28 protein-coding genes, 1 tRNA gene and 1 other RNA gene are annotated in these 26636 nt (G+C 64.4%); 14 read left to right on the top strand and 16 right to left on the bottom strand.

Annotated elements, in window-relative coordinates; all coding sequences use genetic code 11:
* Positions 1 to 7: 7 nt before the first annotated feature.
* On the bottom strand, positions 8 to 730 hold the full coding sequence (locus tag CHX26_RS15050) for a ParA family protein (protein WP_104943075.1): 723 nt from the start codon (positions 728 to 730) through the stop codon (positions 8 to 10).
* A gap of 257 nt (positions 731 to 987) precedes the next feature.
* Here CHX26_RS15050 and CHX26_RS15045 point away from each other — a divergent pair, with 257 nt between their 5' ends.
* From CHX26_RS15045 to bfr, 4 genes are all read left to right on the top strand, one after another.
* Positions 988 to 2013 carry an SPOR domain-containing protein gene (locus CHX26_RS15045; protein ID WP_104943074.1) on the top strand — a complete coding sequence of 342 codons (1026 nt, stop codon included), beginning with the start codon at positions 988 to 990 and terminating at the stop codon, positions 2011 to 2013.
* Positions 2014 to 2097: 84 nt separating this feature from the next.
* Positions 2098 to 3402, top strand: coding sequence for a DUF418 domain-containing protein (locus CHX26_RS15040; protein WP_104943073.1), 1305 nt, complete (start codon positions 2098 to 2100; stop codon positions 3400 to 3402).
* Positions 3403 to 3615: 213 nt separating this feature from the next.
* Positions 3616 to 3816 (top strand): (2Fe-2S)-binding protein, encoded by a 201-nt coding sequence (locus CHX26_RS15035; protein ID WP_104943072.1) that lies wholly within the window; start codon positions 3616 to 3618, stop codon positions 3814 to 3816.
* A 140-nt stretch (positions 3817 to 3956) separates the two neighbouring features.
* Positions 3957 to 4439 (top strand): bacterioferritin, encoded by a 483-nt coding sequence (bfr, locus tag CHX26_RS15030; protein WP_104943071.1) that lies wholly within the window; start codon positions 3957 to 3959, stop codon positions 4437 to 4439.
* Positions 4440 to 4606: 167 nt separating this feature from the next.
* Here the strand turns inward: bfr and CHX26_RS15025 are convergent, their stop codons facing one another.
* From CHX26_RS15025 to CHX26_RS15015, 3 genes are all read right to left on the bottom strand, one after another.
* Positions 4607 to 5089 carry a DUF2721 domain-containing protein gene (locus tag CHX26_RS15025; protein WP_104943070.1) on the bottom strand — a complete coding sequence of 161 codons (483 nt, stop codon included), beginning with the start codon at positions 5087 to 5089 and terminating at the stop codon, positions 4607 to 4609.
* A 6-nt stretch (positions 5090 to 5095) separates the two neighbouring features.
* Positions 5096 to 6508, bottom strand: coding sequence for a ribosome biogenesis GTPase Der (gene der / locus CHX26_RS15020; protein ID WP_104943069.1), 1413 nt, complete (start codon positions 6506 to 6508; stop codon positions 5096 to 5098).
* A 63-nt stretch (positions 6509 to 6571) separates the two neighbouring features.
* Positions 6572 to 6880: a DUF3297 family protein gene (locus CHX26_RS15015; protein WP_104943068.1), complete on the bottom strand. Its 309-nt coding sequence runs from the start codon at positions 6878 to 6880 to the stop codon at positions 6572 to 6574.
* A gap of 130 nt (positions 6881 to 7010) precedes the next feature.
* On the opposite strand from CHX26_RS15015, the gene CHX26_RS15010 reads away from it, so the two are divergent.
* The 3 genes from CHX26_RS15010 (at position 7011) to CHX26_RS15000 (ending at position 9432) form a co-directional block, all read left to right on the top strand.
* A tRNA-Leu gene (locus tag CHX26_RS15010) sits at positions 7011 to 7095 on the top strand.
* A gap of 63 nt (positions 7096 to 7158) precedes the next feature.
* Entirely contained in the window at positions 7159 to 8706 is a 1548-nt protein-coding gene (tig, locus tag CHX26_RS15005) for a trigger factor (protein ID WP_104943067.1), read from the top strand.
* 138 nt (positions 8707 to 8844) lie between these two features.
* A complete protein-coding gene (locus CHX26_RS15000) occupies positions 8845 to 9432 on the top strand; it encodes a hypothetical protein (RefSeq protein WP_104943066.1) in 588 nt (195 codons plus the stop codon).
* Between the two features lie 23 nt (positions 9433 to 9455).
* On the opposite strand, the gene CHX26_RS14995 is transcribed toward CHX26_RS15000, so the two are convergent.
* Positions 9456 to 10988 (bottom strand): amidase, encoded by a 1533-nt coding sequence (locus tag CHX26_RS14995; RefSeq protein ID WP_104943065.1) that lies wholly within the window; start codon positions 10986 to 10988, stop codon positions 9456 to 9458.
* 166 nt (positions 10989 to 11154) lie between these two features.
* Here CHX26_RS14995 and clpP point away from each other — a divergent pair, with 166 nt between their 5' ends.
* Together clpP and clpX are read left to right on the top strand one after the other, a co-directional pair.
* Positions 11155 to 11859 (top strand): ATP-dependent Clp endopeptidase proteolytic subunit ClpP, encoded by a 705-nt coding sequence (clpP, locus tag CHX26_RS14990; protein ID WP_104943064.1) that lies wholly within the window; start codon positions 11155 to 11157, stop codon positions 11857 to 11859.
* 197 nt (positions 11860 to 12056) lie between these two features.
* On the top strand, positions 12057 to 13319 hold the full coding sequence (gene clpX / locus CHX26_RS14985; protein ID WP_104943063.1) for an ATP-dependent Clp protease ATP-binding subunit ClpX: 1263 nt from the start codon (positions 12057 to 12059) through the stop codon (positions 13317 to 13319).
* Positions 13320 to 13483: 164 nt separating this feature from the next.
* Here the strand turns inward: clpX and CHX26_RS14980 are convergent, their stop codons facing one another.
* From CHX26_RS14980 to mtgA, 6 genes are all read right to left on the bottom strand, one after another.
* Positions 13484 to 13849, bottom strand: a complete 366-nt coding sequence (locus CHX26_RS14980) for an endonuclease domain-containing protein (protein WP_104943062.1) — start codon at positions 13847 to 13849, stop codon at positions 13484 to 13486.
* Positions 13850 to 14043: 194 nt separating this feature from the next.
* Complete coding sequence (locus tag CHX26_RS14975; protein ID WP_104943061.1) at positions 14044 to 14598, bottom strand: fasciclin domain-containing protein; 555 nt, start codon at positions 14596 to 14598, stop codon at positions 14044 to 14046.
* Between the two features lie 152 nt (positions 14599 to 14750).
* Positions 14751 to 15536 (bottom strand): anti-sigma factor, encoded by a 786-nt coding sequence (locus tag CHX26_RS14970; protein WP_104943060.1) that lies wholly within the window; start codon positions 15534 to 15536, stop codon positions 14751 to 14753.
* A complete protein-coding gene (locus tag CHX26_RS14965) occupies positions 15533 to 16120 on the bottom strand; it encodes a sigma-70 family RNA polymerase sigma factor (RefSeq protein WP_104943479.1) in 588 nt (195 codons plus the stop codon). The genes CHX26_RS14970 and CHX26_RS14965 overlap by 4 nt, the downstream gene beginning before the upstream one ends.
* Positions 16120 to 17055 carry a cation diffusion facilitator family transporter gene (locus CHX26_RS14960; protein ID WP_104943059.1) on the bottom strand — a complete coding sequence of 312 codons (936 nt, stop codon included), beginning with the start codon at positions 17053 to 17055 and terminating at the stop codon, positions 16120 to 16122. Before CHX26_RS14960 ends, CHX26_RS14965 begins: the two co-directional genes overlap by 1 nt.
* A gap of 7 nt (positions 17056 to 17062) precedes the next feature.
* A complete protein-coding gene (gene mtgA, locus CHX26_RS14955; RefSeq protein WP_442956932.1) occupies positions 17063 to 17722 on the bottom strand; it encodes a monofunctional biosynthetic peptidoglycan transglycosylase in 660 nt (219 codons plus the stop codon).
* A gap of 110 nt (positions 17723 to 17832) precedes the next feature.
* On the opposite strand from mtgA, the gene CHX26_RS14950 reads away from it, so the two are divergent.
* Positions 17833 to 19158 carry an amidohydrolase gene (locus tag CHX26_RS14950; RefSeq protein WP_104943478.1) on the top strand — a complete coding sequence of 442 codons (1326 nt, stop codon included), beginning with the start codon at positions 17833 to 17835 and terminating at the stop codon, positions 19156 to 19158.
* A gap of 34 nt (positions 19159 to 19192) precedes the next feature.
* On the opposite strand, the gene CHX26_RS14945 is transcribed toward CHX26_RS14950, so the two are convergent.
* The 3 genes from CHX26_RS14945 to CHX26_RS14935 form a co-directional block, all read right to left on the bottom strand.
* Positions 19193 to 19792 (bottom strand): hypothetical protein, encoded by a 600-nt coding sequence (locus CHX26_RS14945; RefSeq protein WP_104943057.1) that lies wholly within the window; start codon positions 19790 to 19792, stop codon positions 19193 to 19195.
* A gap of 79 nt (positions 19793 to 19871) precedes the next feature.
* The gene (gene rpoH, locus CHX26_RS14940) at positions 19872 to 20777 is read right to left on the bottom strand and encodes an RNA polymerase sigma factor RpoH (protein ID WP_172449859.1); all 906 of its coding nucleotides are present in this window, start codon (positions 20775 to 20777) and stop codon (positions 19872 to 19874) included.
* 116 nt (positions 20778 to 20893) lie between these two features.
* Entirely contained in the window at positions 20894 to 21868 is a 975-nt protein-coding gene (locus CHX26_RS14935; protein ID WP_104943056.1) for an RluA family pseudouridine synthase, read from the bottom strand.
* Between CHX26_RS14935 and CHX26_RS14930 the strand changes: the two genes are divergently transcribed.
* The 4 genes from CHX26_RS14930 to rnpB all read left to right on the top strand — a co-directional run bounded on the left by CHX26_RS14930 (position 21856) and on the right by rnpB (position 24119).
* Complete coding sequence (locus tag CHX26_RS14930) at positions 21856 to 22269, top strand: Mov34/MPN/PAD-1 family protein (protein ID WP_442956913.1); 414 nt, start codon at positions 21856 to 21858, stop codon at positions 22267 to 22269. The two genes, CHX26_RS14935 and CHX26_RS14930, sit on opposite strands and share 13 nt — an antisense overlap.
* Before the next feature lie 9 nt (positions 22270 to 22278).
* Positions 22279 to 22932: a histidine phosphotransferase family protein gene (locus tag CHX26_RS14925; RefSeq protein WP_104943054.1), complete on the top strand. Its 654-nt coding sequence runs from the start codon at positions 22279 to 22281 to the stop codon at positions 22930 to 22932.
* Positions 22933 to 22938: 6 nt separating this feature from the next.
* The gene (locus tag CHX26_RS14920) at positions 22939 to 23661 is read left to right on the top strand and encodes an N-acetylmuramoyl-L-alanine amidase (protein WP_104943053.1); all 723 of its coding nucleotides are present in this window, start codon (positions 22939 to 22941) and stop codon (positions 23659 to 23661) included.
* A 36-nt stretch (positions 23662 to 23697) separates the two neighbouring features.
* Positions 23698 to 24119: RNase P RNA component class A (gene rnpB / locus CHX26_RS14915), an RNA gene on the top strand.
* Positions 24120 to 24374: 255 nt separating this feature from the next.
* Here rnpB and CHX26_RS14910 read toward each other — a convergent pair.
* Together CHX26_RS14910 and CHX26_RS14905 are read right to left on the bottom strand one after the other, a co-directional pair.
* Positions 24375 to 25685, bottom strand: coding sequence for a UDP-glucose dehydrogenase family protein (locus tag CHX26_RS14910; protein WP_104943052.1), 1311 nt, complete (start codon positions 25683 to 25685; stop codon positions 24375 to 24377).
* Between the two features lie 57 nt (positions 25686 to 25742).
* A complete protein-coding gene (locus CHX26_RS14905) occupies positions 25743 to 26546 on the bottom strand; it encodes a metallophosphoesterase (protein WP_104943476.1) in 804 nt (267 codons plus the stop codon).
* Positions 26547 to 26636: the final 90 nt, after the last annotated feature.

Raw genomic sequence — 26636 nt, 5'->3', positions numbered from 1 at the left:
CGTGCGCTTACTGGGCCACCCGGCGGCCGAAGCCGCCAGCGGGACGCGGCACGCCGCCCATGGGCTGACCCACGCCATTGGGGGCGGGTGCGAACACGGTGCGGCGGAAATTCTTTTCGAGCCGGTCGGCAATATAGCGCCACAGGGCAGCGATTTCGGCAGCCGAGCGGCTTTCGGGATCGACTTCCATCACCGTGCGGCCGTCGATCATCGAGGCGGCGAAATCGGTGCGGTGGTGGAGCGTGATCGGGGCAACGGTGCCGTGCTGCGACAGGGCAACCGCAGCTTCCGACGTGATCTTGGCCTTGGGCGTGGCCGCGTTGACGACGAACACCAGCGGCTTGCCGGCGCGCTCGCACAGGTCGACCGTTGCGCCCACGGCGCGCAGATCGTGCGGGCTGGGGCGAGTCGGTACAACGATCAGTTCGGCGACCGAAATCACCGACTGGATCGCCATGGTGATCGCGGGCGGGGTGTCGATCACCGCCAGCTTGAAGCCTTGTTGGCGCAGCACCGCCAGATCATTGGCGAGCCGCGCGACAGTGGTCTGGGCGAAGGCGGGATATTCCGCCTCGCGCTCGTTCCACCAATCGGCGAGCGACCCCTGCGGGTCGATGTCGATCAGCACGACCGGGCCGGCGCCTGCGCGCTGGGCCTGGACGGCGAGATGTCCGGACAGGGTGGTCTTGCCCGATCCACCTTTCTGCGATGCCAAAGCGAGTACACGCAACGCCTGGGTCCCCCTAGGATAGATCCGCTGGAGGGCTGCCCTATTGCGACCCCTTTCAACGGCTGGTTGGACACGGGATCGCAGGATACCCCTAATTTAGAGTTAACGCGCTCGCTCATCGTGAAAGAGAACGCGGCGCCGCATCAGGCACTTGGGCCGGGACGCACTTGGCCGCATCGGCCTGAAACCATTTGCTAACCGTGTTTGCGCTAGGGAAGCGGGGCAAGTCACTTTTTGCATCCGACGAGGCACAGGCGATGGCAAGGATCATGCTGACGAAGAAGACCGCAACCGCAACCGCGCTGGCACTGCTGGCGGCAGGGCCGGTGCTGGCCGATGTGAAGGCCGGGGTCGATGCATGGAGCGCGGGCGATTATGCGCGTGCTGTGGTCGAATGGCAGGGGCCGGCTTCGGCGGGCGATCCCGATGCGCTGTTCAACCTCGCGCAGGCCTATCGGCTGGGCCGCGGGGTTGAGATCGACAATGTCCGTGCGCGCCAGCTGTACGAACAGGCCGCCTCGCTCGGCCATGTGAAAGCCGCCGACAATTACGGGCTTATGCTGTTTCAGGAAGGCGAGCAGGAACGCGCCATGCCGATGATCCGCGCCGCTGCCGATCGCGGCGATCCGCGCGCGCAATATGTGCTGGGCCTGTCGCACTTCAATGCCGATTATGCGCCGCGTGACTGGGTGCGCGCCTATGCGCTGATGACGCTGGCGAACGGGGCGGGCCTGCCGCAGGCGCGCGATGCGTTGATGCAGATGGACCGCTATGTCCCGCAGGCCCAGCGCGTGCAGGCGCAGGGCGTTGCGCGCGAGATCGAGGCCGGGGCCAAGTCCCAGCGTGCGGCCGAACTGGCGGCGGCAGAGCTTGGCAGCCGTCCGGCGGTTGTGCCTGCTGTGGCGGCTGCTCCGGCGCCGGTCGCTGCGCCTTTAGCAGTGCCGGTGGTAACTGCGCGCGTTCAGCCGGCGCCCGCCACTGTCGCTGCCGCGCCGGTGGTTGCCGCGCCAGCAGCCGTCCCCGCCAGCACCGCTGCGCCTGCACCCCGGCAGGGCCGCTGGCGCGTCCAGCTCGGCGCGTTCGGGGTGGCTGGCAATGCCGACCGGTTGTGGAGCCAGATCGGCAGCCATTCCGCGCTGGCCGGAACGAAGAAGACCCTCGTGCCAAGCGGCAAGGTCACCCGCCTGCTGGCGACCGGCTTTGCCTCGGAGGCCGAAGCAGGCCGCGCCTGCGCCGCCTTGAAGCGCGACGGCAAGGACTGCGTCGTGGCAGGGCAGGGCTAAACGCTGACAAGGCTCGACAAGTCGCACTTCCCAAGCCGCGCCAAAGTGATACTATCCCCCGCACCATAGGCCGGGGGATCAGCCATGAATGCGACTTCGATACCGCAATCAGCCGATGACGTCTTGAACGAGACCGGGTCAGCGGCGGTCGCCGTTGCGCCGGTCAGCACGGGCGAGCGGATCGACACGCTCGATTTCATCCGCGGCATCGCGGTGATGGGCATTCTCGCCGCCAACATCATCGCCTTCGGTCAGCCGTTCGAGGCCTATATGTACCCGGCCGCCTTCAAGGGCGATCCGGGCGATCCGGGCGGGTGGATGTGGATCGCCCAGTTCATCCTGATCGACGGCAAGATGCGCGGGCTGTTCACCCTGCTGTTCGGCGCCGGGATGTATCTGTTCATGGAGAAAGCCTGGGCGCGCGGTGCCTCGCGCGGGCTCCAGGCATGGCGGCTCGTGATCCTGATGTGTTTCGGGATGGTCCACTTCTTCTTCATCTGGCCCGGCGACATCCTGTTCTATTACGCGCTGTTCGGCTTCGTGGCGCTGGCCTGCATGAAGTGGAGCGTGAAGACGCAGCTCTGGGTCGGCCTTGGCGGGTATATGCTGGGCGCGCTGCTGCTCGCCTTCACGATTTTCCCCTGGCTGATTGTCGACACTTCGTTCGGGGAAGCCTCGCCCGAATTGCTCGAACAGCGCGCCGGGATGATTGCCGAAATCGACAACACGCTGGCCCGCGGTGACATCCCCAACGCCGCGATTGCTGCGGGCGATTATGGCACGCTGGTGACGCATCGGATCACCGAGCAGTGGTACGAACCGCTCACCAATGCGATGCTGTTCGGGTTCGAGACCCTGCCGCTGATGCTGGTCGGCATGGCGCTTTACCGCATGGGGTTCTTCAACGGTGGGTTTGCACGCGAGAAGCTGCTGCGCTGGGGCTGGATCGGGGTGATCGCAGGCGCGCTGGCGCATCTGGCGATCGGGCTGGCGGTGCAGTCGACCGGCTTCAGCTATTACGGGACGCTCGCGGGCTTTGTCGGCATGAGTCCCCTGCCGCGGCTGTGGATGGCGTTGGGGCTGGCTGCGCTGCTGGTGGCCTATGCGCCGGGCGCGACCGGCTGGGTGGGAGACCGGGTGCGGGCAGCGGGCCGCGCGGCCTTCACCAATTATCTCGGCACGTCGGTGGTGATGATGCTGGTGTTCCATGGCTGGGCGCTGGGCCTGTTCGGGCAACTGAACCGCCCGCAGCTTTACATCGTGGTGGCGCTGGCCTGTGTGCTGATGCTGGCGTGGAGCAAGCCCTGGCTCGACCGCTACCGTTACGGCCCGCTCGAATGGCTGTGGCGGTGTCTGACCTACAGAACGGTATTCCCGCTGAAAAAGTAAAACGAACCAGTGACCACGCCAGCGTATGGCGGTCATCGGCGGGCGCAGCCTCGCCGCAAGCGCGACCGCGCGCCCGGACCGGCCCGGAGCGAAGCGAAGGATCAGCCGAGAGGACGAACCCGCGGAGGCGGGTTCGAAAAACAGGCTTGTTATTGAGAATAACTCGCATACACTGGTGCCTGCAAACGCTTCGCAGGAAAGATTCGCACGGCCATGTACATCTGCATCTGCAACGCCATTCGTGAGACTGATTTGCGCAAAGCCGCGCTCACTTGCGACGGGGACGCAGAGGCGACCTATGCCTGCCTTGGCAAGCGGCCCAATTGCGGCCAGTGCCTTGATGAAGCGCAGGAAATCATCGAGCAAGAGCGCGTGGCCGCAGCCTGCAATCTATTCGCAGTAGAGGTAGCCTGACGCGCGATTGCGAACGGATCGCAAGCGACTGATTCGCAAAGAAATTTTATCGCCCGCCCCTTGCGGACAAGCCCCGGCAGGGTCTACATTGTAGGCAATGCCGCAACCCGGCTTTGACATTTCGCAAAGGACGTAATCCCATGAAGGGCGACCCCAAGGTCATCGACTATCTCAACCAGTGCCTCACCAACGAGCTGACGGCGATCAACCAGTACTGGCTGCATTACCGCGTGCTCGACAATTGGGGCATGAAGAAGCTGGCGGCCTATGAACGCCACGAATCGATCGAGGAAATGGAGCACGCCGACAAGCTGGCCGAACGCATCCTGTTCCTCGAAGCGCTCCCGAACTTTCAGGCGATCCACAAGCTGAAGGTGGGCGAGACGGTGGAGGAAGTGCTCAAGGCCGACCTCGCGCTGGAGCATGAGGCGATCCCGCTGCTGAAGGACGCGGCGGAATATGCCCGCAGCGTCAAGGATCACACCTCGGCGGCGCTGTTCGAGGACATTCTCAAGAACGAGGAAGAACACGTCGACTTCCTCGAAACCCAGTTCGAGATGATCGAGCGCATGGGCCTGCACAATTACTGCCAGCTGCAAAGCCAGGCCGCCGGCGAGGGGTAAGCCGTAACCCCTCTGCTCGTCGCCCCGTGCTTGACACGGGGTTTGGCTATTCTTGATCAAAGGGGCGCGGGCTTGCTTCGCGCCCCTTTTTGTCAGGCCGCCCTTTGTCCGCGCAATGTTGCCAAGGTATCCAAGCCCCGTGTCAAGCACGGGGCGACGGTTCGGGATTACGGCTTCTCCACCGCCCCGATCGCGGCCAGCCGCGTTTCCAGCAGGAAAAACACCAGCCCCGTCACCAGCAGCGCCATCGTAAGCACCCACAGGGCGGCGATGACGGTGCCGATCTGCGCGGTGATATAGGCCGAGATGAACAGCAGCATGATCACCGCGCTGATCATCACCGCCGCCGCGGTCGAGAACAGGATCGCGCCTTGCATGAGCTTGCGCCGCCGCATCAGCCAGCCGAGTTCGCGCACCTGTTTCGGCGAGCGTTCTTCTTCAAGCTTGTCCTCGATCTTTTCGACCCGCTGGGCGATCCAGATCATGCGGCTCATGATGACATTCATGATCGCCCCGATCCCTGACAGCAGGAAGGCGGGCGCGAGGCTCAATTGCACCACCTGCTGCACGCGCGGGGTGGAGGCGGTGCGCTCGAAGATCTCGAACACGAAGGGGGTGTGCGTCCCTGAAGCGATGAGGTCGAGCAGCATGGCCCGCTACTCCTTGGCGTAGGGGTTCTTGTTGGTCTTGAGCGTCACGCGCACCGGCACGGCGTCAAAGCCCAGCTTGGCGCGGATGCCGTTCACCAGATACCGTTCGTAGCTCTTGGGCAGCAGGTCGAGGCGCGAACCGAAGATCACGAAGCGCGGCGGGCGGGTGCCGGCCTGCGTGATGTAGCGCAGCTTGATCCGCTTGCCGCCGGGGGCGGGCGGGGGATTGGCCTCCAGCGCATCGTCGAACCAGCGGTTGAGCGCCGAGGTCGGCACGCGCTTCGACCACGCCTCGCGCAGTTCGAAGGCGGCGCCGAGCATCTGGTCGAGCCCCTTGCCGGTCTTGGCGCTGACGGCGAACAGCGGCAGGCCGCGCACCTGCGCAAGGCCATCGTCTAAGGCCGCGCGGATGCCGTTGAACAGCTTGCTCGCGTCCTCGGCGACATCCCACTTGTTGATCGCGATCATCAGCGCGCGGCCTTCTTCGAGGACGAGGCTGGCGATCTTGAGGTCCTGATGTTCGAGGCCCTGGGTGGCATCGAGCAGCAGCACCACGACCTCGGCAAAATCCACCGCCCGGCGCGCGTCCGCGACCGAGAGCTTTTCGAGCTTCTCAGTGACGTTCTTCTTCTTGCGCATGCCCGCCGTGTCGATCAGGCGGATCTCGCGGGTCTCGCCGGTCTTGGGATCGGTCCATTCCCAGTCGATCGCAATCGAATCGCGGGTGATCCCGGCTTCGGGGCCGGTCAGCAGCCGGTCTTCGCCGAGCAGGCGGTTGATGAGGGTCGATTTGCCCGCATTGGGCCGGCCGACGATGGCAAGCTTCAGCGGGCCGAGGGGGCGGTCATCCTCGTCCATTGCCTCTGCCTCCGCGCGGGCAATGTCCTGCGCTTCTTCCCATTCTTCGGACTTGGCACCGATGATCGGCCACAATCCGCCGAACAGATCGGCGATGCCCTCGCCGTGCTCGGCCGACATGGCGAGCGGTTCGCCAAGGCCAAGGGCATAGGCCTCCATTGCCCCGCTTTCGCCGGCAGCGCCTTCGGCCTTGTTGGCCACGACCACGACGGGGACTTCCTGTTCGCGCAGGTAGCGGGCGATTTCCTCGTCGAGCGGGGTGAGGCCCGCACGCGCGTCGATCACGAACAGCGCCGCGTCCGCGCCCGCAAGGCTGGCTTCGGTCTGCTTCCTCATGCGGCCGGGGAGGCTGAGCTCATCCTCGTCCTCCCACCCGGCGGTGTCGACGATGGTGAACTTGAGCCCCGCGATCACCGCATCGCCCATCCGGCGGTCACGCGTCACCCCCGGCTGATCGTCCACAAGGGCGAGTTTCTTGCCCACTAGCCGGTTGAACAGCGTGGACTTGCCGACATTGGGGCGGCCGATGATGACGACTTCAGGCTTCTTGGGGAGGGACATATCCCGCGCCAAGTGGGCCTAAATGCGGTTTTTGGCAAGTTGCGAGGCCAAAGCCCTTTGGCTTCAGCCCTTTTTGGCGACCGGCGGGTTTTCGCCCAGGTCTTCGTACCAGGCCTCGACCGGGCCGGTGAGCTTGATCGTCAGCGGCTGCCCCTTGCGGTCCACAGCCTTGCCCGCCTGCACCCGCACCCAGCCTTCGGAGATCGAATATTCCTCGATATCGGTGCGCACGCGGTCCTTGAACCGGATGCCGACCCCGCGCTGCAGCTTCTCCGCATCGAAGAACGGGCTGCGCGGATTGACCGACAGGTGATCGGGCGGGACGTCTGCGCCAGCAGTGGCGGGCACGATATCAGGGGTTTCTTCGCTCATGGCCGCGCCCTTAATCGGCAAAGTCCGTGCCTTCAAGCGTGTTGCGCTTGCCCTTTTGGTTCGGGAGGGATAAGGGCGGCGGCTGATACGCGCGGGAGGCCATGCTTCCCGCGCGGCTTCGTTCGGGCAAGCGGGCGTGGCGAAATTGGTAGACGCACCAGATTTAGGTTCTGGCATCGCAAGATGTGGGGGTTCGAGTCCCTTCGCCCGCACCAATTCGCCGCACAGTGCGCCCGCACCCGCGGAAATTCCATCAAGAAGGCTTCAGACCAGTTCCCATGCAGACCAAGCAGACTGTCAACGAAGGGCTCAAGCGCGCCTATCTGATCACGATCACCGCCGCCGAACTGGCTGCCAAGATCGATTCCGAGATCAAGAAGATCGCGCCGCAGGTACGGATGCCCGGCTTCCGCCCCGGCAAGGTTCCGGCCAACCTCGTTAAGAAAATGCACGGTGAAGCCCTGCATGGCCAGGTGGTCAACGACACGATCCGCGAATCGGTCGACACACTGATCCGCAACGAAGCACTGCGCCCGGCGATGCAGCCGGAAGTCGCGCTGGGTGAAGGTTACGAGCAGGGCAAGGACGCCGAAATCACCGTCAGCCTCGAAGTGCTGCCCGCGATCGAAGCGCCCAGCACTGATGGCCTGAAGCTTGAGCGGCTGGTCGTGCCGGTGACGGACGAACAGATCGACGAGGCGCTGTCGGGCATCGCGTCGCAGAACAAGAGCTACAAGGACGCCGCCAAGACCAAGAAGGCGGCCGAGGGCGATCAGCTCATCATCGATTTCGTCGGCAAGCTCGACGGCGTCGAATTTGACGGCGGCAAGGCCGAAGACGCGGCGCTGGTGCTGGGTTCTGGCACCTTTATTCCCGGCTTCGAAGACAGCCTGGTGGGCGTGAAGACCGGTCAGGAAAAGACCATCACCGTCACCTTCCCCGAAAACTATCAGGCTGAACATCTGGCGGGCAAGGAAGCGACCTTCGATGTCACCGTGAAGGCGGTGAAGGTCGAAACCGAAACCACGCTGGATGAAGATTTCGCCAAGAGCCTCGGCCTCGACAGCCTCGAAAAGCTGCGCGAGATCATGAAGGCGCAGCTGGAACAGCAGACCGCCGGTCTCACCCGCACCCAGATGAAGCGTCAGCTGCTCGATCAGTTGGCGGCGGGCCACAGCTTCGAAGTGCCGGGCATGATGGTCGAGGCCGAATTCCAGCAGATCTGGGCGCAGCTCCAGCAGGAAGCCGCGCGTGACGAGGATCCGGCCGCTGCACTGAAGCAGATCGAGGAAGAGAAGGAAGAATATCGCTCGATCGCCGAACGCCGCGTGCGTCTGGGCCTGCTGCTTTCCGAAATCGGTCAGACGAACGGTGTCGAGATCAGCCAGCAGGAAATGTCGATGCTGATCCAGCAGGCCGCGATGCAGTATCGCACCGAGGATCGCGAGCGCTTCGTCCAGTACATCCAGTCCGATCCAATGGCTGCCGCACAGCTGCGCGCGCCGCTGTATGAGGACAAGGTCGTCGACTTCCTGTTCGACAAGGCTGAAGTGACGGAACGCGAAGTCACCGTCGAGGAACTTCAGGCCGCAATCGAGGCCGAGGAAACCGCCGAGGCCGCACCGGCTCCGAAGAAGGCGGCGGCCAAGAAGGCACCGGCCAAGAAGAAGGCCGAGCCCAAGGCTGATGAAGCCCCGGCGGCGGAAGAAAAGCCCGCCAAGAAGGCACCTGCCAAGAAGGCTCCGGCGAAAAAGGCTGAAGCTCCGGCTGAAGAAAAACCGGCGGCCAAGAAGGCTCCGGCCAAGAAAGCCGCTGCCAAGAAGTAAGTTGCCGATCAGACAAGACAACCAGCAGAAGGGCGGTGCAGCGATGCGCCGCCCTTTCCGTTTTCCGATTGTCTTTCCGGCCGTGACAGACCAGTCGGTGGCGGTTGGCGCATCTCAGAGAGGGAAGTCATGGCGCGAATGCATACTGATCGGCGGCAATTTGGTATCAGCGTCATCGCCATTGCCAGCCTGCTGCTGACGGGCTGCTTCACCGGCGAGGACGATGGCATCGCCAATGAAATCCTGTTCAATACGGCGCATCCGCTCAAGACCGGCCCGGGGCGCATTTGCGCTCTGTCGCGAAACGATTGCATGGACATCCGCATTGTCAGGGATGATTCCAAGACAAGCGGATACATGCTTTCGCTCCCGCAAGAAGGGGTCGAGTCGCCGCTTTTCATGCGTGCGTTGAAGGGCGCAGGCATTCCTCCGGACACCTACGTCATGATGTCGTTCGGCGATGAAGATGGCTTGGCCTCCGACGCCTACGGGCTGGCGCTTGCCTCGCGGCAGAGCGATGGCGGCTGGCTCATCATGCACCCCGAATGCGCCTATGCGAAACAGACCGCGATCGAGGAGGATTTTCCCTGGGTTCGCTTGGAGATTGCGTTCGGCACGCCCGTGTGCCGCATCGCCAGCGATGGGCTCACCGACGCGCGGCTTTACACGACGTTGAGCGCGCTCACCAACCAAGACGAAAAGTTCCGCCTGTACGAGGGCGGCTGAAGACGCAGCACTGGCGGAGCAGCTTATCGCTCCGCCGGTTGCCAACGTTCGAATGTCGGCGCGGGCAGCACGGCTGTCCGCGCTTTTTCGTAGGCCGCGCCCGCCTTCAGCACGGCGTGATCGTCCCACTTGGCACCCATGATGCTGATGCCCACCGGCAGACCCTCGATTGCGCCCATCGGCACGGTGAGATGCGGATAGCCTGCAATGGCTGACGGGCTGCCGAAGCCGACCGAGCCGTTGAAATTGTCGCCGTTCACAAGGTCGCTGACCCATGCAGGCCCGCGCGTCGGGGCGACGAGGAACTGCACATTGTTGTCGGCCAGCAGCTTGTCGAGCGTTTCCTCGCCCGCGATCCGTACCGCGTTCTCGCGCGCCGTTTCGTAAGCCTCGCGGTCGGTGGTGGCTTCGGCCTGTTCGAACAGTTCCTGCCCGAACCAGCGCATTTCCGCGTCCGCATGGGCTGTGTTGAATTCGATCAGATCGGCGAGGCTGCGCGGCGTCTTGCCGTCCTTGAAAGCCGGGATCGAGGCGAGATACTTGCCCATCTCCTCGCGCAGTTCGAACATCAGCACAGTGAAGCTGTCGCCATACATCTGCGAATTCGGCTTGAAGCTGATGTCGACCAGCACTGCGCCTGCGCGCTCCATGTCGGCGAGCGCGGCATTGAACACCGCTGTCAGATCATCGCGGTTGCCCACCTGATCGCGCATCACCCCGATTCGCACGCCCTTGAGCGAGGCAGTCTCAAGGTCCTGTGTGTAATCGGCCACCCGCTTTGCCGTCAGCGTCACCGGATCGGCCGGATCCTCGCCCGCGATGGCGGTCAGCAGCAAGGCGGCGTCATAGACCGTCTTCGTCATCGGCCCGGCGGTGTCCTGCGTGGAGGAGATCGGCACCACATGGGTGCGGCTGACGATCCCGACGCTGGGCTTGAAGCCGACGATGCCGTTGATGCTGGCCGGGCAGGTGATCGAGCCATTGGTCTCCGTCCCGATCGCGGCCCAGGCAAAACCCGCCGCAATCGCCGCGCCGCTGCCGGAGGAGGAACCGCAAGTGTTGCGATCAATCGCGTAAGGGTTGCGCGTCAGCCCGCCCACCGCGCTCCACCCACTGGTGGAATTGTCGGAGCGGATATTGGCCCATTCAGACAGGTTGGCCTTGCCCAGCACCACACCGCCATTGCGCCGCAGATTGGCGATCATCGGCGCATCGCGGCCGGTCATGTTGTCCTTCAGAGCGAGGCTTCCGGCGGTGGTCGGGAACTCGCGGGTTTCGATATTGTCCTTCACCAGCACGGTGCGACCTGCCAGCAATCGCTCGGTCATGGTGACGGCGATGGCGGCGGCATTGGGATCATAGGCGATCACTGCATTCAGCATCGGCCCGGCATCGTCGAGGTTACGGATTCGCTCGATCTGCCTCGCGGCATCCGCCATCGCGGCCGGCGGTTTCTCGGCGATGGCAATTGTCTCTGACGTTTGCGCGAAAGCGGCGACAGACGACGTTGCAAGCATCAGGGCGAGGGCGGGGCGGGAGAGGGTGCGATAGGTCATGACCCGGAGGTTTGCGCGCGCCTGCGCGCTGCTGCAAGGGGCAAAACGTCCCTCTCCCCGCGCTATCGTCCAGAGGCAATTCACAGGCACAAGGTAAACGCCCTTGAAATTGCCCCCTTGCCTCCGACATAGCCAATTCGAAACCAGCAAGGGCAAGGGCAATACCATGATCGATCTGTTCGGGAACGCGGGCGAAACTTACGGCACTCAGGGGCAATTCACCCGCGATCCACTGACTGGCGCGCTGGTGCCGGTGGTGGTCGAGCAGACCAGCCGGGGCGAACGCAGCTTCGACATTTTCTCGCGCCTGCTGCGTGAACGCATCGTGTTCGTGACCGGACAGGTGGAAGACGGCATGGCCAGCCTGATCGTCGCCCAGCTGCTGTTCCTTGAAAGCGAAAACCCCTCCAAGCCGATCTCCATGTACATCAACTCGCCGGGCGGCGTGGTGACCGCGGGCCTCGCGATCTATGACACCATGCAATACATCAAGCCGCGCGTGTCGACGGTGTGCATCGGGCAGGCCGCTTCGATGGGCAGCTTCCTGCTCGCTGCGGGTGAGCCGGGCATGCGCATCGCGCTCCCCAATGCCCGCATCATGATCCACCAGCCTTCGGGCGGGGCGCGCGGGATGGCCTCTGACATCGAGATTCAGGCGCGCGAGATTCTGCGTATCCGCAGCCGCATGAACGACCTTTACGTGAAGTTCACCGGCCGCAGCCTTGATGAAATTGAAAAGGCGATGGACCGCGACACCTTCCTCGAAGCCGAAGAAGCCAAGGCCTTCGGTCTGGTTGACAAGGTGTTCGAGACCCGGCCTGATACCGAAGAAACCGGCGGCGAAGACGGTTCGGGCGGCGCACCTGAATAAGCCCTGCCTCTCCACCTGCTCCGCAGCGGGACAGCCGGGCGCACCGGCTGTCTTTTCCGCCACTTCGCAGGCCAGGGCATCATGGTAACACCACCAAATCGCGCGCCATGTGTTGATTCATTGGCGGTGAGCGATACACTTGACGAATCCGCCCGGGGTGTTCCGGCGCTCTCACTTGCGGATTCGAGGACACAGGAATGACCAAATTGAGCGGATCCGACAGCAAGAGCACCCTCTATTGCAGCTTCTGCGGGAAGTCGCAGCACGAGGTGCGCAAGCTCATCGCCGGCCCTACCGTGTTCATCTGCGATGAATGCGTCGAGCTGTGCAACGACATCATCCGCGAGGAAACCAAGGCAGGGATCGCCGGCAAGAAGGACGGCGAGATCCCCACGCCGATGGACATCTTCACCACCCTCAATGATTACGTGATCGGCCAAGATCGGGCCAAGCGCGTGCTCTCGGTCGCGGTGCACAACCACTACAAGCGTTTGAAGCACTCCGGCAAGGCGGGCGACGTCGAGCTGGCGAAGTCGAACATCCTGCTGGTCGGCCCCACGGGTTCGGGCAAGACCCTGCTCGCGCAGACGCTGGCGCGCACTTTCGATGTGCCCTTCACCATGGCCGATGCGACCACGCTGACCGAAGCGGGCTACGTGGGTGAAGACGTCGAGAACATCATTCTGAAGCTGCTTCAGGCCTCGGACTATAACGTCGAAAAGGCGCAGCACGGGATCGTCTATATCGACGAGATCGACAAGATCACCCGCAAGGCGGAAAACCCCTCGATCACCCGCGACGTCTCGGGTGAGGGCGTGCAGCAGGCGCTCTTGAAGCTGATGGAGGGCACCACCGCGAGCGTCCCCCCGCAGGGCGGGCGCAAGCATCCGCAGCAGGAATTTTTGCAGGTGGATACCACCAACATCCTGTTCATCTGCGGCGGGGCTTTTGCCGGCCTCGACAAGATCATCGCGGATCGCTTGCAGAAGCGCTCGATCGGCTTCGGCGCCCATGTCGCCGATCCCGACAAGCGCCGCGTGGGCGAGCTGCTGGAAAAGAGCGAGCCTGAGGATCTCCTCAAGTTCGGCCTCATTCCCGAATTCGTCGGCCGCCTGCCGGTGATCGCCACGCTGCACGATCTCGACGTGCCGGCGCTGGTGACGATCCTCAAGGAGCCCAAGAACGCGCTGGTGAAGCAGTATCGCAAGCTGTTCGAGCTTGAGGACGTGGAGCTGACCTTCACCGACGACGCATTGCAGGCGATTGCCGAGCGCGCGATCAAGCGCAAGACCGGCGCGCGCGGGCTTCGTTCCATCGTCGAAGGCCTGCTGCTCGACACGATGTTCGACCTGCCCGACATGGAAGGCGTCACCGAGATCGTGATCGACGCCGACGTGGTTGCCGGCAAGAAGGAGCCGATCCGCGTGATTGGCGAGGCGAAGAAGGAGGAGGCGGCTTAGGCTGTCGTTCTGACGAAGCTACCCCTCCGTCGGCCGCCTGCGGCGTCTGCCACCTCCCCATCCTTGCAGGACGGGGAAGCCTTGGAGAAATTTCGCTCACAAAATCCCTCCCCGTTCCAACGGAATGGGGAGGTGGCACCGCAAAGCGGTGACGGAGGGGTTGGCTATCTTTCCCCCTCGATGATCGCCCTGCACATTCGCACCATTCCCTCGGCAACGCCCACCGGATCATCCAGCACTGCCCGTGCCGGGATGCGATCAACCTGGATTCCCTGCTGCGTCAGAAACTCGTCCCGCGCCGCATCGCGCATGGGCCGATCGCGCATCTCGTGCACAATCCCGTCGATCTCGAAGCCGCATTTGGCAGCCGCGCAGTAGAAATCGAGCACGTAACGCCCAACGGGGTGTTGGCGGCGGAACTTCACCCCACCTGCCTTCCCGCGCAGCTCTCGCCATAACAGGCCCTCGGGCAGTGACGGCGCCTTTCGCTGGGTCCGGGCGAGGGCGTAGTTGTGATCGCCTTTGCGCATTGACCCCTCCGTCAGCCGCCGGCGGCGTCTGCCACCTCCCCATCCTTGCAGGACGGGGAGGGATGTAACACTCTGCGCCCCAAAACCAAAACCCCGCCCGGCCCTGGAGGAAGGCCGGACGGGGTCGGAGAAAGCGCCGCCCTTAGTGGGAGGGGATGGGGGAAGTAAGGCGCGGCGCTAGCTTGTCAGGGTTATCAGGCGGGCAGGAACACGCCGTCGGTGACGTGGATCACGCCGTTCGAGGTCATCACGTCGGCCTGCGTCACGGTGGTCTTGCCACCCTTGGCATCGGTGATCACGACCTTGCCGCCATCGAGCATCGCGGTCAGCGTGCCGCCCTGCACGGTGGTGATGGTCGCCTTGCCGCCGTTCGCGTTGATCAGCTTGATCAGGTCACCCGCGGTCACCTTGCCCGCGACGGCGTGGTAGGTGAGGATCGCAGTCAGCGTGCCCTTGTTCTCCGGCTTCACCAGCGTTTCGACCGTGCCGGCGGGGAGCTTGGCAAAGGCCGCATCAGTCGGCGCAAAGATGGTGAAGGGGCCGGGGCTGGCGAGCGTGTCAACCAGACCGGCAGCCTGGACTGCGGCAACCAGCGTGTTGTGCGTGCCGGTGCTGACCGCGGTTTCGACGATGTTCGGGGCGGCCTTGGCTTCCATGTGGTTGTCGGCCAGCGCAGGCACGGCCACAAGGCCGGTGGTGCCAGCCAGAGCGGCGGCAATAACGGCGGTGAGGGTGGTCTTGGGGGTCATCAGGGGGATCTCCGTTGATCATTCATCACGAGTGCAAGCCCCTCCCGCTTGCAACAGGAGCTACGCCGCGCTTGTTGCGGCGGATGCGCGGGCTGCGCGGGTTATGGATGAGTTGCCGCGGGGCTGCGACGAAGCGCCCGCCGGGTCCGGGATCAGACGCGGGTGAAAGCGCCCTTGGCGACCACCGGGCCAGCGTCCTGCCCGTCTGGCTTGCCGCCGATCGGTTCGCGGGTGAGCACCAGCGCCGCCCCGTCGCCCAGCTTGGCGGTGACGGTATCGGGCAAGATCATGCTGCGCACCGCCCCCGGTTCGACCACGCCGAGCGATTGCAGCGGCGTGCCGTCTGCGGGAACGAGCCAGAGCTCGTGATCATGCACGCCGTCAGCGGTCAGACCTATGGCCGCGACCAGCATCTGTTCGCTTTCGGGGATATAGGTGACGTCGAGCCTGAGGCCGGTCTCGCCGATCGGAACCGTGGCGACCATCGGCTGAGTGGCGGCGGCGATCTGCGCGGGCGGGGCAACGGGAGAACCGAGCGGGGACGAAAGGAACAGCGCAAAAGCCACGGCTGCGGCCAGCGAAGACAGCCCGGCAACCCATTGCCAGCGCCGCACCCTGGCCTGAAGAGCCACGACATTCGCCGCCGGCGCGTTCCCATCAACCTCGCCGCTCGTCGCCGCCTGCTGTTCGGCCAAGCGTGCTGCAATGCTGTCCCACACGTGTTCGCCCGGTTCAGCCGCTCCGGCCATTTCGTCGGTCCAGGGGGCGAACCAGTTGTCCCACCATGCCTTGCGCCAAGCAAAGGCCGGATCGGTCGCATATTTCCCGCGCGCGGCGAGCAATTCCTCGCCTTCCAGCAGGCCCAGCGCCCATTCGGCGGCGATCATCGGATCGTCGCGCGTCACGTCGTTCTCAGGGGTCTGGTCGGGGCCGCTCATGACTGCTCGCTCGCTTCGAGACAGGCGCGCAGGCGCTGCAGCCCGCGGCGGATCCAGCTTTTCATGGTGCCAAGCGGCACATCGGCCTGTTCGGCCAGCTGGGCATAGGTATAGCCATCGAAGAACGCCGCGCGGATATGGGTCTGGGTGCGTTCATCGAGACCGGCGATACACTTGTGGATCTGGGCGGCCTGTTCGGCATCGACCAGCAGCGCATCGGCCAGCGGGCTTTCATCGGGAAGCGGCGCGGCTTCCTCGATCCCGACCGCTCCGGCGCGCACCTTGCCGGTGCGAAGCCGATCAATCGCGCGGTTGCGGGCAAACGCCGCCAGCCACGCGATCGGGCTCGCGCGGGTCGGGTCATAGCGGTCTGCCCGCTGCCAGAGATTGACATAGACGTCCTGCAAGGCGTCCTCGGCTTCCTTCCTGTCGCCCAAGATACGCAAGGTAATGCCGAACAGCTTCACCCGCGTGGCACGGTATATTTCCTCAAGCGCGGATTGGTCGCCCGCCGCCAGCCGCGCCATCGCATCGCGCAGCGCCTCGCGGGCTTCATCCGGGGTCGGGCGGGGGCGCGCGGCCATCAGCTGCACCCCTTTCCGCAGGGGTTCTCGCCGCTTTCAATCTGGAGCGTCGCATGGCCCACCCCGAAGCGTTCCTCCAGCGAGGCGGCGACATCGCGCAGAAAGCTGTCGGGTGCAAGGCGGTCGGGCATGACGAGATGCGCGGTCAGCGCGGTTTCCGTGGTGGACATCGGCCAGATGTGCAGATCATGGACGGCGCTCACCCCGTCAAAGCTGGCGAGATGCGCTCTGACCTCGGCCAGGTCGATCCCCGGCGGGGTGGCAAGCAGGCCCATCATCAGACTGTCGCGCGCAAGGCCCCATGTTCCCCATGCGATCACCGCGACGATCACGAGGCTGACCAGCGGATCGATCCACCACAGGCCCGACAGCAGGATCGCGGCTCCCGCCACGACCACGCCGAGCGATACCAGCGCATCGGCGACCATGTGCAGATAGGCACCGCGGATGTTGATGTCGCTCTGGCCTTTCAGAAACAGCATGGCTGTCAACGCATTGATCCCGATGCCGATCCCGGCGACAATCATCATTGCCGTCGGCTGCGGTTCGGCAAGGGCCATCATCCGGTGCAGGGTCTCGAACAGGATCGCCCCGATCGCCACCGCCAGCAGCAAGGCATTGGCGAGCGCGGCGAGGATCGTGGAGCTCTTGTAGCCATAGGTGAAGCGCCCCTGCGGCGGACGCTTGGCGGCGATGCTTGCCCCCCATGCCAGCACCAGCGCCAGCACATCGGACAGGTTGTGCCCGGCATCGGCCACCAGCGCCATCGAACCAAAATGGAACCCCGCCGCCGCCTCGACGATGACGAAGCCAGCGTTGAGCCCGATCCCGATCAGGAAGGCATTGCCGAAGTCGGCAGGCGCGTGGTGGTGATGCCCGTGCGCGTGGCCATGATGGTCATGGCCGTGATGGTGATGATGGGCGTGCGCGTGCATCTTGCGGTCAGTTGTAGACGCAAGCGTCGAGCGCGTCACGCCTGACGATGCCGATCCGCTGTTCGATCCGGTTGCCATGGCGCAGCAGCCAGCCGCCGGGGTTCTTGACCGAGCGTTTCTTGGGGCTGGGCAGGGCAGCAGCCATCCGGCTTGCCTCATCCGCGGAAAGCCGCGCGGCGGAATGACCGAAGTAACGCTGCGCTCCGGCCTCGGCGCCATAGGTGCCGATCCCGGTTTCCGCGACGTTGAGATAGACCTCCATGATCCGCCGCTTGCCCCACACCGCCTCGATCCAGAAGGTGAACCACGCCTCCAGCCCCTTGCGGAAATAGCCGCCGCCTTGCCACAGGAACACGTTCTTGGCGGTCTGCTGGCTGATGGTCGATCCACCGCGCACGCGGCCGCCTTCGAGGTTTTCCCGCATCGCCTGCTCGATCGCTTCGGCATCGAAGCCGAAATGCTCGCAGAAGCGCGAATCCTCCGCTGCGATCACGGCGGAGACAAGATTGCGGTCGATATTGTCGAGCGATTCCCAGTCCTTGGTGATGCCATTTTCGTCCATCAGCATGGTTGCGGTGACGGGGATGGGGACGAACCTGAACAGCACCACCAGCACCAGCGTCAGACCGACAAAGGCACCGAAGACCTTGGCAAGGATGCGAATGATGGAACTCACGCGCGCCGCTCTAGCGCAGGGCGCTGGGTGTGGGAAGCATCGCCGCTTGCAGCAGGTGCGGCGCCGTGGTCTATCAAGGCGCAAACCTAGGGGAGATATTCATGCGCCTGTCCCACTTCGCCGCCAGCGTCTTTGCGCTTGCCGCCGCCCAGCCAGCCTTGGCCGAAGCGCCGGAAACCCGCGCGGCGATCGAGGCGGAGTATGACAACTACCTCAGCTCCCTGTTCGTCGATTTCCACCAGAACCCGGAGATGGGCTTTCTGGAAACCCGCACCGCTGCGAAGATGGCCGCCGAACTGCGCGCTGCCGGGGCGGAGGTGACCGAAGGCGTCGGCAAGACCGGCGTGGTCGGCATCATACGCAACGGCGACGGCCCGCTGATCATGCTGCGCGCCGATATGGACGGCTTGCCCGTGGAGGAGAAATCGGGCCTGCCCTATGCCTCGAAGGCGCGGCAGGTCGGAGAGGATGGCAAGGAATATCCGGTGATGCACGCCTGCGGGCATGATGTGCATATCACCTCGCTGATCGGCACCGCGCGGCGGCTGGCGGCGATGAAGGACCAGTGGAGCGGCACGGTGATGTTCATCGTCCAGCCCGCCGAAGAAGGTGTGCGCGGCGCCAAGGCGATGATGGAGGACGGGCTTTACCAGCGGTTCGGCAAGCCCGATTACGCGCTCGCCTTCCACGTCGCCGCCAATCTCGAAACGGGCAAGGTGTCGGCGGCCGAGGGGATCCAGTATTCCAGCTCGGATTCGCTCGACATCATGGTGCCGGGGATCGGCACCCACGGGGCCTCGCCGCATCTGGGGCGCGACCCGGTCTACATCGCCTCGCAGATCGTCACCGCGCTGCAATCGATCGATTCGCGCGAGATCGGCCCGCTGACTCCGGTGGTGGTGACAGTCGGTTCCTTCCATGCCGGATCAAAGCACAACATCATCTCCGATGAGGCGAAGTTGCAGGTAACCGTGCGCGCCAATGACGAGGAAACTCGCGCGCAGACGATCGCCGCGATCGAGCGGATCGCGGTGAATATCGGCAAGGCGCATGGCCTGCCTGACACCCTGCCGGTGACGGTGACGCGCCTGTGGGGAACGCCCACCACCAACAATGATCCCGCGCTTGCCCGCCGCCTGAACGGGGTGATGCAACGCGAGCTGGGCGCGGCGGCCTTCGTGCCGTTTGAACAGCAGAACATGGGGGCCGAGGACTTCACCTATTTCGTCGCGCCCGACACCGGCGTTCCGGGCTATTACTTCGCGGTTGGCGGCACCACGCCGGAACGGATCGCCGCGGCCAAGGCAGGCGGGCCTGCGGTGGCCGGACACCATTCCCCGCTGTTCCAGATCGCCCCGAGGGAGAGCGTCACGCTCGGCACGCGGGCGATGGTGGCGGCGGTACTGGATCTTGCTCCGGCCCAATGAGCCAGGGGGCGGGGCGGCGCAAACAGCGTGCGCGTTACTTCGCCAGCACCGGCGTCCAGTCGATCGCAGCGAACAGTGCTTCTGAAAGCCGGGTCGCCTCGCTTTCGTTCTTCACCTCGAACGATCCGCGATATTTCACCACCCAATCGCTTCCGGTGGGGCAGCCGACCCACAGATAGGATACCAGTTCGGGGTGCGGCGCGCCCATCGCGCCGGCAGGCACGGTATAGCGTGCCGAGATCTGTTCCGACCCGCCGCCAGCCAGCAGTTTCAGGGAACGGTCTTCATCCCTGCGGGTGGTTCCTTCCCGGTTCATCACCGCCTGATCGGCGCTGTTGAACAGGCTCCAGCATTCGCTGCCATTGCGGGGATAGACATAGACCGTCATCTCGCCCGGCATGGCGGGGGGTTTGTAACCCACGCTCGCATCGCGCCCCTCGCCGTCGAACTCGAACACCCGCCCGCGCCGGAATCCGCCGATTGTGGCGGGGAAACGGACCCCGGCCTCACGGTGGACAAAGGGATCGCCGGCGGTCTCGGTGACCTCGCGCTGGGCATGGGCAGGGGCAGGCGCGGCAGCCGCAGCCCCGACCAGAAGTGCGGCGGCGGCAAGGTGGCGGATGATGATCTGCATGAAAGAGCCCTCCGGCAGCCTTGTTAGGGCGGCAGGAGGGCCTTGGAAAGTCCTTGAGCGTCTGGCCTTACGCCACGCGTCAGGCCATGCCGGGCAGCAGCCTTTCGCCAGCGATCCGCTGCATGGCCTTTTGCAGCTTTTCAAACGCCCGTACTTCGATCTGGCGGATGCGTTCGCGGCTGACGTCGTATTCCTGCGACAATTCCTCCAGCGTCTGCGGCTTTTCGGTCAGGCGCCGTTCGGTCAGGATGTGGCGTTCGCGTTCGTTGAGGCTGTTCATCGCTTCTGAGAGCATTTCCATGCGCATCTGCGATTCTTCGGCCTCGGCCACGGTTTCGTCCTGCAGCGGGCGATCATCCGCCAGCCAGTCCTGCCATTCGCCCGAGCCTTCCTCGCCCCCGCGCATCGGCGTGTTCAAGGACCCGTCGCCGCCCATCATCATCCGGCGGTTCATGTTGATCACTTCCTGCTCGGGCACGCCGAGGTCGGTCGCGATCTTGGCGAGATCGTCAGGACGCAGGTCGCTGTCCTCGTAGGCGTCGAGGTTCTTCTTCATCCGGCGAAGGTTGAAGAACAGCTTCTTCTGCGCCGCAGTGGTGCCCATCTTCACGAGGCTCCACGAACGCAGGATATATTCCTGGATCGAGGCCTTGATCCACCACATCGCATAGGTCGCGAGGCGGAAGCCGCGATCGGGTTCGAACTTCTTGACGCCCTGCATCAGGCCCACGTTGCCTTCCGAAATCAGATCGGCAACCGGCAGGCCATAGCCGCGGTATCCCATCGCGATCTTCGCGACGAGCCGCAGGTGGCTGGAGACGAGCTGGGCGGCGGCTTCCGGGTCCTCGTGCTCGGCATAACGCTTGGCGAGCATGTATTCCTGCTCGGCGGTGAGCACCGGGAACTTGCGGATCTCGGCAAGATAGCGGTTGAGGCTCTGCTCACCGCTCAGCGCCGGGACCGGCGAGGTTTTGGACTTGGTCACTGGTTTACCTAACCTTTCTGTCGTCGACCGCTTTGCACGAGACCCCTGATGGGCATCCCGTGAACTGGGCCACGGGTTACGGTTATACGCGAAGATTCGTCAGATGTATGCGTGTTTCATCGATTACAATGCCGCAGTTGGTCGATCAGTTCCGTCATGTCGGCGGGCAGATCGCTCCGAAATTGCACCATTTCCTGCGTGACCGGGTGCTGGAAGCCGAGTTCTGCGGCGTGCAGCGCCTGCCGGGCAAAGCCGGTTCGCTCAAGCACCGGGCGCAGGGATTCGGGTGTGCGGCCATAGACAGGGTCTCCCAGTAAAGGATGGCCGATTGACGCACAGTGAACGCGCACCTGGTGGGTGCGCCCGGTTTCCAGCCGGCATTCGATCACGGCAGCGCCTGCCAGCCGATCGATCACTGTGTAATGGGTGATCGCCGATTTGCCGCGCGAGGAATTGTTGGCGAGCACCGTCATTTTCTTTCGGTCGGCGTCCGAACGACCGATGCGCGCGTCGATCGTGCCTTCGGCCGGGCTGGGATGCCCCGCGCACACAGCGACGTAGCGGCGGTGGACACTATGTGCGGCGAATTGCGCGGCCAGGCCTTCATGCGCCGCGTCGGTCTTGGCGACCACGAGGAGCCCGGATGTATCCTTGTCGATCCGGTGGACGATCCCCGGCCGCGCGACCCCGCCAATGCCACTCAGCTCGCCCCGGCAATGGTGCAGCAGGGCATTGACCAGGGTACCCGTGAGGTTCCCGGCTGCAGGATGGACGACCAGCCCGGCAGGCTTGTCGACGACGATCAGGTGGGCGTCTTCAAAGGCGATTGCGAGCGGAATGTCCTCCGGCGCTGCCGCGGCGTCGATGGCAGGGGGAACGGTGATGCGAAACGCCGTGCCTTCGGCGACTTTCATCGAAGCACTGGTGGCAGGCTTTCCGGCAATTTCGACCCGCCCCTCGTCAATCAACGCCTGCACCCGCGCACGGCTGAGGCCGGCGGCTTCGGCAAGGGCCTTGTCGAGGCGTGCGCCTGAACCTGGGGGCAGTGATAGTGCCGGTGATGATTTCGCGCGCGGACATGCTATGGCCATGCGCGATGCTGATCGAAGTGACAAGCAAAGCCCTCAGCCAGTTGCGCGCCCATGCAGCTGCGGCTCATCCGCTGGAGGCCTGCGGCATTCTGCTTGGGGATGGCGCCCGCATCACCGCGGCACGCCCGGCTGCCAACGTCCACTCCACGCCCGCTACCCACTTCGAGATCGACCCCCAGGCCCTGATCGACGCGCACCGGGCCGCGCGCAGCGGTGGGGGGCAGGTGATCGGATACTATCACTCGCATCCCGTGGGCGAGGCGGCGCCTTCCGCGACCGACCGCGCCTCGGCGGCCGGTGACGGACGGGTTTGGGCGATCATTGCAGGCGATGAGGTGCGCTTCTGGCTCGACGGCGAGGCAGGGTTCAGCCCACTTCCCTTATCCCTGATCGATGGTTAGGTAAGGCCCATGATTTCCCAGACCGATCTTGCCGCGATGCTGTGTTCGCGCCTGTGCCACGATATGCTCTCGCCAGTGGGCGCGCTCGCCAACGGGCTCGAACTGCTCGCGGACGAGCAGGACCCGGAAATGCGCGGCAAGGTGGTCGAACTGCTTGAACAGTCGGCCCGGATCAGCACCGACAAGCTCAAGTTCTTCCGCCTCGCTTTCGGGGCCGCGGGGGGCTTTGGCGAAGCAATCCCGGTGGATGAGGCGAGGATCGTGATCGACGCGCTGGCCTCCGATGCCAAGCGGGTCGAAGTCAATTGGGCGATTGCCGAACCGAGCCTGCCCAAGCCCGCGGTCAAGGTGCTGCTCAACCTCGCTCAGATTGCGCTCGATGCGCTGGTGCGTGGCGGGACGCTGGATATCGGCGCGGAGCGGCGCGAGGGCGCGGTGGAGATCGTGGCTCGGGCGCGGGGCGACCGGATCGCCTTCGACGAGACCATTGGCCGCGCGCTGCAGGGCGATCTTGACGAGGGCGAGATCACCTCCCGCACCGCCGCCGCGCATATGATCGCGGTGCTGGCCGAGGAGATGGAAGGCGGCCTCCAGTACAAACTGGGTGACGGGGCGCTGGTGTTGGGCGCGGTGCTGCCCGAACCTGAGGGCATGATCGGCTGACACGCGATGGAGGGGGGCGACGAACTGATCCACCGCGAGGTTTCCTCCCCCAATCATGGTGAGCGCACGGCGCCGATTTCGATGGTGGTGCTCCACTATACCGAGATGAAGCCGGTCGAGACCGCGTTGGCGCGGATGTGCGATCCTGAGGCCTCGGTCAGCGCGCATTACTGCATCACAGAAGATGGCGAGGTGATCCGTCTTGTTCCCGAGGATCGCCGCGCATGGCACGCCGGGGCAAGTTACTGGCGCGGGATTCCCGACGTCAATTCGGCGAGCATCGGGATCGAGCTCGATCATCCGGGCCACGCGCCCGAGAACGGCGGCTACCGTGGGTTCGCCGAGGCGCAGATCAATGCGCTGATCCCTTTGCTCGCGCGGATCGTGAAGCAGTACGACATCCCGCGTGCCAATGTTGTCGGCCATTCCGATGTCGCGCCGATGCGGAAAGTGGATCCGGGCGAGCTGTTCCCGTGGGAGCGGCTGGCGCAATACAAGCTGTGCCTGCCGCGCCCGACCAGCCTTGCAGCGGGCAATCCGTTCCACAACGAAGGCAGCTTCTTCCTTGCGCTGGAACGCTTTGGTTACGACATTACCGATCAGGCCAAGGCGGTGGAGGCCTTTGAGCGCCGCTGGCGGCCTGAACACATTACCGGCATCCCTGATGGTGAGGTGGCGGCGATCCTGTGGCAATTGCTGCTCGACCGCGATCAGGGCAGGACTCGCTAGCTTTTCGACAGTTCGCAGCCTATTGGCATCCCCGTCAGGGGGCCTGAGGCAGCCGCGTGTCCGTAAGGATGCGAGGAAAGTCCGGGCTCCACGAAACAAGGGTGGCGGGTAACGCCCGCCGGCTCCGGATCACGTCCGGGGCAAGGGAAAGTGCCACAGAGAGCAAACCGCCGATGGCTGCCCGCAAGGGCGCACAGGCAAGGGTGAAAGGGTGCGGTAAAAGCGCACCGGGGGGCTGGCAACAGTCACCGCATGGCAAACCCCACCCGGAGCAAGGCCGAATAGGGGTCTCGCGCCTTTCGCAAGAAGGGCAGGCGTGTTTCGCGCCGAGAGACCCGGGTTGGCTGCTAGAGCCGCCGGGCAACCGACGGCCCAGATGAATGGCTGCCACCGCAGGCCCGTCCCGCAAGGGATACAGCCTGAGGAGACAGAACCCGGCTTATGATGGCCCCCTGATATGTTTTTTGTTTTCCGCAGCCCCTCCGGGCTACGAAATCCTCGCTCACGCGAACTGACGGTCGCATCGCTGCGGGCGGCCGTTCGGCCTTGCGGTCGCTGACACGACCGATGCCACAGCCACAAGAGAGGTTTGGCGATTTTCGGCCCGCCATCGGACGGGCCGCGAGCGCACGGCGCGAGCCGCAGGTGCTCAAGCCCGCAGGGCTTGAAACAGCACCGAGGACGAACGCGCGGAGGCGCGTTCGCAAAACAGATTACGCCCGCCCGACGCTAGTGTAAGCGAAACCGGCGGCGCGCATGTCTTCGGGTTTGTAGACGTTGCGCAGGTCGACCATGACGGGGGCCTTGGCGAGTTCCTTGACGCGCTTGAGGTCGAGCGCGCGGAAGGCGTCCCATTCGGTCACGATCACCACCACGTCGGCGCCTTCGATCGCCTCGTAGGCGTTCTCGCACATGGTGACCTCGGGAAGCAGCGGGCGGGCCTGCTCCATGCCCTCGGGGTCATAGGCCGCGACCGCAACGCCTGCATCCATCAGCGTCTGGGCGACCGCAATCGCAGGGCTGTCGCGCATGTCATCGGTGTTGGGCTTGAAGGTCAGGCCGAGCAGCGCGGCCTTCTTGCCGCGCGCCGCCTCGGCCCCGCCGAGCGCGTCGACCACCTTGCGGCCCATCGCCCGCTTGCGGCTGTCGTTGACCTTGACTACCGCCTCGACGATCCGGGTTGGGCTGTCATAATCCTCGGCGGTCTTGAGCAGCGCGAGGGTGTCCTTGGGAAAGCACGAGCCGCCATAGCCCGGCCCGGCGTGCAGGAACTTGGCACCGATGCGGTTGTCCATGCCGATGCCGCGGCTCACGTCTTGCACGTTTGCACCGACCTTCTCGCACAGATCGGCCATCTCGTTGATGAAGGTGATCTTGGTCGCAAGGAAGGCGTTGGCGGCGTACTTGATCAGCTCGCTGGTGCGGCGCGAGGTGAACAGGATCGGCGATTCATTGAGGAACAGCGGGCGGTACACCTCGCGCATCACCTCGCGGCCGAAATCGTCTTCGGCGCCGATGACGATGCGGTCGGGGCGCTTGAAATCGCCGATCGCAGCGCCTTCGCGCAGGAATTCGGGGTTGGAGACGACCGCGAATTTGTGCGGCGTCCCCGTCTCGCGGATGATCCGCTCGACTTCGTCGCCGGTGCCGACCGGGACGGTCGACTTGGTGACCACCACCGCATCATTGGCGAGGCTTTCGCCCACTTCCTTCGCTACGGCATAGACGAAGGTAAGGTCGGCATGGCCATCGCCGCGCCGACTGGGGGTGCCGACCGCAATGAAGATCGCATCCGCGCCCTTGATACCTTCCGCCAGCGAGGTGGTGAAGCTGAGACGGCCTGCCTTCACATTGGTTTCGACCAGCGCATCCAGACCCGGTTCGTAAATCGGCATGATCCCGGCGCGGAGCCGGTCGATCTTGCCCTGATCCTTGTCGATGCAGACCACATCATGTCCGAAATCGGCAAAACAGGCTCCAGACACGAGCCCGACATAGCCCGAACCCACCATCGCAATCTTCATGAAATGCCGCCTTCAAGAGAAGTCCACGTCGGTTGGCGCTGCGACGTGCGACCCGTGTTACGCCCTGTCACCGTGGAAGACTTCCGCCGGTCGCCCGTCATTTGCGCGGGCTTGCAGGATGCGCCGCTGGTCGCCCTCGAGCACGAGCGCTGTAAGCACACCCGAACGGAAAGCGCCAGTGTCAATGCCAATCCGGTTGCCGCAATCCATCACGCGCTGGAAGATGGTGTGACCGTGGACCACCACCTTCTCCAGTGGGCCTTCGTGACTGAGAAAACGCTCGCGGATCCACAGGAGGTCGCTGCGCTTCTGTTCGGACAGCGGACATGAGGGGTCGATTCCGGCATGGACGAAGACATAGTCGCCCGCGCGGATCATGGTTTCGAACCCGGCGATGTAATCGCGGGTCGCCTGTGTGACGAGCTTGGGCAGGCGCGCGAAGATCGCCTCCAGATCGAGCGTCGCCAGCTGCTTGGTGGAGAGGCCATAGCTCAGCAGCGTCTCGCGCCCGCCATGCTTGAGGAAGTGGCGCAAAGCCTCGGGCTTTTCGAAGGCGGCGAGGAACATCTCTTCGTGATTGCCGGCCAGCACGCGCACTTTGCGGGTCTGTTGCCAGGCTTTCGTGCGCGCAATCACACCCGCGCTGTCCGGCCCGCGATCGACGAGGTCGCCGAGCAGGATGATGCGGTGGTCGAGGCCCGGTGCGGCAGCGATTTCAGCTTCGATCGCCGCGATCAGCGCGTCGAACAGGTCAAGCCGCCCATGAATGTCACCAATCGCATAATAGCGCCTGCCATCCGGCACCGTCGGCAGGCGCGGCGGAGGCGGGGGGCTGAAAAAGGCGCGGATTCGTTCGAACATCGCTTGATTGGAGATCCTGCTCATCCACTGTCGCGGGCATCACACAGGCATGGGCCTGTCCACCCCAGCCGGGGCGCGCCAATTAACTCC

Origin of the sequence: Porphyrobacter sp. HT-58-2, from assembly GCF_002952215.1 — a bacterium.
Taxonomy (GTDB): domain Bacteria; phylum Pseudomonadota; class Alphaproteobacteria; order Sphingomonadales; family Sphingomonadaceae; genus Erythrobacter.
The sequence above is the reverse complement of the archived record's forward strand: the minus strand, read 5'-3'. Positions and strand labels throughout refer to the sequence as shown.